Origin of the sequence: Geomonas sp., assembly GCF_035254065.1 — a bacterium.
Lineage (GTDB): Bacteria > Desulfobacterota > Desulfuromonadia > Geobacterales > Geobacteraceae > Geomonas.
The window spans coordinates 1-5448 of the sequence record NZ_DATFBA010000350.1 but is presented as its reverse complement, the minus strand read 5'-3'; the positions used below and the strand labels follow the sequence as shown (position 1 = coordinate 5448).

Genomic DNA, 5448 nt, shown 5'->3' with positions numbered 1-5448 from the left:
TCCACACCCATCCGCTCGTTGTAGAAGGCGGGGTCGATGGAGAGGTTGCGCATCTGCAGCATGTCCACCCCGGTATCCCCGATGAACTTGAGCAGCGCCTCGACCTCGGAGGGACTGTCGGTCACGCCGGGGGAGACCAGGTAGTTGATCATGGTGAAAAGGCCCTTCTCTTTGGCGGCCTTGACCGATTCGACCACGTCGGCGAACTTGTACCCCTTGGGACGGTAGTAGCGGTTGTAGGTCTCCTCCTGCACAGAGTTCATCGAGAAGCGCATGGAGTCCATGCCGGCGTCGCAGAGCATGCGAACCCGGTCAGGAAACGAGCCGTTGGAGTTGAAGTTGACAGTACCGCGCGAGGTCCCCGCTTTAAGCCGTTTGGTAGCCTCGGCTATGGTGTCGGCCTGCATGATGGGGTCACCCTCGCATCCCTGTCCATAGGAGACGATCGGCTCCGGGGCCTCCTTCAGGTGCGGCAGCATCAGTTCCACGATCTCCTCAGGAGTCGGCACGAAGGGGATCCGCTCGTGGTTGGACGGGCAGCAGTCGGAGGGCTGCAGGCTGATGCAGCCAAGGCAGCGGGAGTTGCAGACCGGCGAGGTCGGGATGGGTGCCTCCCAGCGGCGGAAGAAGAGATTCTTGGCGGCAAAGCAGTGGTAGTCGACAGCGCAACGGGAGAGCTGCTCGATCAGCCTGTTCTTCGGGAACTGGGCGAGCATCTTCCTGACCAAGGGGTCGAGCTTCCTGTCGTCGTAATTCCTGGGAAGCCAGTTCTCGTTGTCGTCCACCCGGGTCGCCGCCACCACGAAGCGCTCGGTCTCCTCGTCCCAGCCCACCGCCGTGTAGGACCAAAGCGGCAGGTGCACCTTTTTCTTACTGTAATCGCAGGCCGGCAGCAGCGTCCGCATGTAGCCAGGAGCCATGAAAGCGGAGACCGCCTGCACGGCCATGGAGCGCCTCCCCTCCTGGACGCGGCTCACGGTGACGAAGCGGCGGGCCTTGGCGTCCCAGGCGATGGGGGGCGTATCGGGAATGGTAAAGAGGCGGCTGTCTTCCGGGAGCGGGATCAATTCCACCGACTCAGGCAACAGGGCCTCGTTGCCGCTCATCCCGGCCATGGTGAGATAGGGGTGATCGTAGATGTTTCCTTTGCTGTCCGCGTAGAGCAGTTTCGGAAGTCTTTTACTTTTCATGTTAAATCCTTACCGCCATAGCGCTCTTTTTGAGCACGGCGTTGCAACCTGTCACAGTAACAAAAATCGGCAAACGGGGCAAGAAACAAGACAAGAAAGGCTTCCACCACGAAAGACACGAAAGGACACGAAAAAAAACCTTTCCTCCCTTTCGTGGTTAAGGTTCTTGGCCTTTCATGCTACAATCCCGCCCATGAAAATCCTGCTCGCCACGCTGCACGCCAAGTACGTTCACTCCTCGCTCGCCCTACCCTACCTTGCCTCTTTCTGCGCAGATCTGGAAGGGCTCGAATTCGAGACTGTCGAACTGACCGTGAACGAGCAGCAGGACCAGTTGCTTGCCCGCCTCTATGCGTCCCGCGCCGACGTCGTGCTCTTCTCCTGCTACATCTGGAACACCGAGCTCACCCTGAAGCTCGCCTCGGACCTCAAGAAAGTGGAACCGGGCACCTTCGTTGTCCTTGGTGGTCCCGAGGTCTCCTTCGGCTCCTTCGAGATGATGGTCCAGCTCCCGGCGATTGATTGCATCGTGCGGGGTGAAGGCGAGGCGACCTGCCGGGAACTGCTCCTGGCTTTGCGTGACGGCACTCCGCTCGACGATATCGCCGGCGTCACCTTCCGGGAAGGTGATGATGTCATCGCCAACCCCGATCGTGGCCCCCTCCCCGCGCTGGACGTCATCCCCTCACCGTTCAGCTCGGACCTGGCCGATCTCGACAAGCCGCTCGTCTACTACGAAACGTCCCGCGGCTGCCCGTTTTCCTGCGCCTTCTGCCTCTCTTCCATCGAAAATCGCGTCCGGTCTTTTTCCATGGAGCGGATACGGCAGGACCTGGGACTGCTCATGGAGCGAGGGGTGCGGACCGTCAAACTGGTGGATCGGACCTTCAACTACGATGCGGCACGGGCCAACGAGATCTGGCGCTTCATCCTGGACAACAACCGGACCAGCAAGTTCCATTTCGAAATTGCCGCAGACCTGCTGACCGAGGACAATCTTGCCCTGCTCGCCGAGGTTCCCCCCGATCTCTTCCGCTTCGAGATCGGCGTGCAGTCCGGCGCAGAGGAGACGCTCGCCAAGGTTGAGCGGAAGTCGAGTCTCCATCGCCTGTTCGAAAACGTGCGGCGCCTGAAAGCGGAAACGGCGGTTACCATCCATCTCGACCTGGTGGCAGGCCTCCCCGCCGAAACTATGGAAGGATTTCTCAACTCCCTGCAGAGCCTGTTCGAACTTCGCCCCGATCACATCCAAGTGGAACCGCTCAAGGTGATGAAGGGGACCGCCATGCGCGGGCTCGCGAGGAAGCACCGTTATGCCTACTCCGACGCGGCACCGTACAAGGTTCTCCACACCCCGTGGCTCACCTTTCTGGAGATCCGGAAGATCGAGGGCGTCAGCCGGCTGCTGGAACTCGTCTACAATAGCGGCAGGTTTCCTGCCTCTCTAGAGGTTTTGGCAGCGAGCGCTCCTCTTTCCGAAGTGTTCGCCGCGGCCGCCGATTTCTTCGAGGGTGAAGGGGGCGTCCAGAACCTTTCGCTCACCGCACTGTTCGAAGCCATCTGGCGTTTCGCCTGCTCCCGAATGCCGGCAGAGGGCCAGGAAGAGTTTCGCGATGCCTTGAGCTATGATTTCTGCCTCACCGGCTACCCAGGTGGAAATACCCCCGCCTTTTTCGACTCGACGGCCAAAACAGCCCCCAAAGGACCAGCCGCGGAGCTGCCTGCGCCCAGAGCTGGGGAACGAATCAGACAGTACCGACGCCAGTTCGCCAGGGACTATCGAACAACACCTTGGGCCGAGGGCGAAACAGAGATAACTTTTGTTTACCGCTCAGCTCCCGGCGAGGGGCTCAGGGTGGACGTCCTTTCCGTCCGTTAGATCTCCCCTCTTTTTCCCCCGCACTCCACCAGCTTCCTCATTTAGTTACCTTTAGCAGCTTCATCCTCCTTTTTTACTCCCCCTCGCCCCCTCGGGTGAGAGGGCTGGGGTGAGGGCGGCAGTTTCCGCCAGTTCCGGGGATCCCTCACCCGGCATTCGGCCACCCTCTCCCCTGAAGAGGCGAGGGGATCAGAGTTCCCACTTGCATACCTGCGATCTCCAGCGATACTGAAGCTTGGTTTTATCTAATCTTTATTGGAAGAGCGAAGGACCGCGAATGGAATTCTTTACCGTCTCTTGCCTGCGGAAAGGAAGGGTTCTGATCGATGGGAGCTACGTCGGTGAGAACAGAAGTGGTGATACGCTTCGTGTCTTTCAGTGCGCCACCGGCCTGCATGACATCTCGTTGGAATGCCTGACCGGACGGCGGTGCCGGGTCATGACGCAGAGAGTCATGATCGCCGGCACCAACGCCATTTTGCCTGTCCGAATCTCTTTCGTCTGCGATCTCGTACCGGCTACCGAACAGACCTGAGAATCTCCAGCAGGAAATCCCAGTAGCGCTGAACGCTGTCGATGTAGATGACCTCGTCGGGCGAGTGGACCCCGTGCAAGCTTGGGCCAAAGGAGATCATGTCCATCCCGGGGACGCGCTCGCCAATGATGCCGCACTCCAGCCCGGCATGTACCGCCTTCACCTCGACCTCTTTCCCGAACAGAGATTGATAGCAGCGTTTGGCGACGCCGAGGATGGGGGAATGCATGTCCGGCTTCCATCCCGGATATCCGGAACTACCTTCGACCGTACCACCACCCAGCTGCAGGATGGACTCAACCGTCTGAACGATTTCAGCGAGGCGCGAGGCGACGGAGCTCCGCTGGCTGGTAATGAGGACAACCTCCTTATCCGTCGTGTGGATCACGGACACGTTGGTGGAGGTCTCCACCAGTCCCGGCATGTCGACGCTCATGTGCTGGACGCCGGTAGGGAGGGAGGCAATGGTCATCAGTATCTTCTGCTGCAGTGGCAGCTGCAAGACCTTGCCACTGCCCGATGCTGACTGAGAGATGGCGAGCACAAATCCAGGGTCAATGGAGGAGAGCTCAGACTGGAAGGTTGCATTGAGTGAGGAAACGAGCGACTTAGCCTCATCGAGCTTCGTGTTGGGAAGATAGACTGCTGCGGTACACTCCCGAGGAATGGCATTACGCATGTTGCCACCCTCGATTGAGGAAACTCGGCAGCCGAGGCCGGAGAGTTTCATCAGGGCCCGATTCAGTATCTTGATGGCATTACCCAGTTCCTTATCTATCTCGAGGCCGGAATGTCCACCCTTAAGCCCCTTAACGGTAATCTCGGCGGGTGCCAGGTCAGCACCAACACTGTCATAGGCAAGCTGCCATCTGGCTAAAGTGTCCTTCCCACCGGCACAGCCTATAAAGACCACACCTTCATCCTCGGAATCGAGGTTAAGCATGATCCTGCTTTGGACAAGATCGCCGCTCAAGTTGAGTGCGCCCTTAAGGCCCGTCTCCTCTTCCAGGGTGAACAGCATCTCTAGCGGACCGTGCTCGAGGGTGGCATCCTCCATGATCGCGAGGCTGGTGGCGACACCGGCGCCATTGTCCGCGCCGAGAGTAGTGCCGTTCGCCGTCACAACGTTGCCGTTTCGAACGAGTTCGATCGGGTCGGCCATGAAGTCGTGCACCTTGCCGGCGTTCTTCTCGCAAACCATGTCGAGGTGGGACTGCAGGCAAATGGAGGGAGCGCCCTCTCGTCCTGAGGAGGCAGGCTTCTTGACCAGGACGTTGCCGCAGGCATCCTGACGGGTCTCCAGTCCAAGCTCTTTGCCTCGTTCCAGGATGAATTGGGCGATGCGTTCCTCATGTCCGGAGGGACGGGGAATTCGTGAGATTTCAGCGAAGCATTTCCAGAAAAGTACAGGCTTCAGACCGTCAATGGCGTCAGGCTTGGTCATTCTCACACTCCGATCAAAGAGATTTTGTCAGGGGACAGGAATAGGCGGGGGATGTGGTAATCCAGGAGGCGCCGGCGGTGTCCACCAGTGGCATCCAGGGAGGGTACCGGTTCCTATTAGTAGAGTCGCGATTATCAACAAAATCCTGATAGCATTCCGTGTCATAGCGAGACTCCTCTATTTCCTATAACTCCCCTCCTTTCACAAGTTCACAGGCTACTTCTACAATACTCCAAGTGAGGAGGCAACTACAATAAGCCTGCCCTAAACGCAAAAAAGCCCCATCCTGGTGGATGGGGCTTTTTCAATAAATTCCCTGCGGCGACCTACTCTCCCACACAGTTACCCGTGCAGTACCATCGGCCCTGAGAGGCTTAACTTCCGTGTTCGGGATGGGAAC

The 5448-nt window shown here is 58.7% G+C and carries 3 protein-coding genes and 1 rRNA gene; 1 reads left to right on the top strand and 3 read right to left on the bottom strand.

The features are described from left to right. On the bottom strand, positions 1-1190 hold a 1190-nt coding region (locus tag VJ604_RS16425), incomplete at its 3' end, for a radical SAM family protein (RefSeq protein WP_324084412.1). 193 nt (positions 1191-1383) lie between these two features. Between VJ604_RS16425 and VJ604_RS16420 the strand changes: the two genes are divergently transcribed. After that, on the top strand, positions 1384-3069 hold the full coding sequence (locus tag VJ604_RS16420; RefSeq protein ID WP_324084410.1) for a B12-binding domain-containing radical SAM protein: 1686 nt from the start codon (positions 1384-1386) through the stop codon (positions 3067-3069). A 518-nt stretch (positions 3070-3587) separates the two neighbouring features. Here VJ604_RS16420 and VJ604_RS16415 read toward each other — a convergent pair. Then, entirely contained in the window at positions 3588-5048 is a 1461-nt protein-coding gene (locus VJ604_RS16415) for an aminoacyl-histidine dipeptidase (protein WP_324084408.1), read from the bottom strand. Between the two features lie 313 nt (positions 5049-5361). Continuing rightward, positions 5362-5448 (bottom strand): 5S ribosomal RNA (gene rrf / locus VJ604_RS16410); the annotation flags it as partial.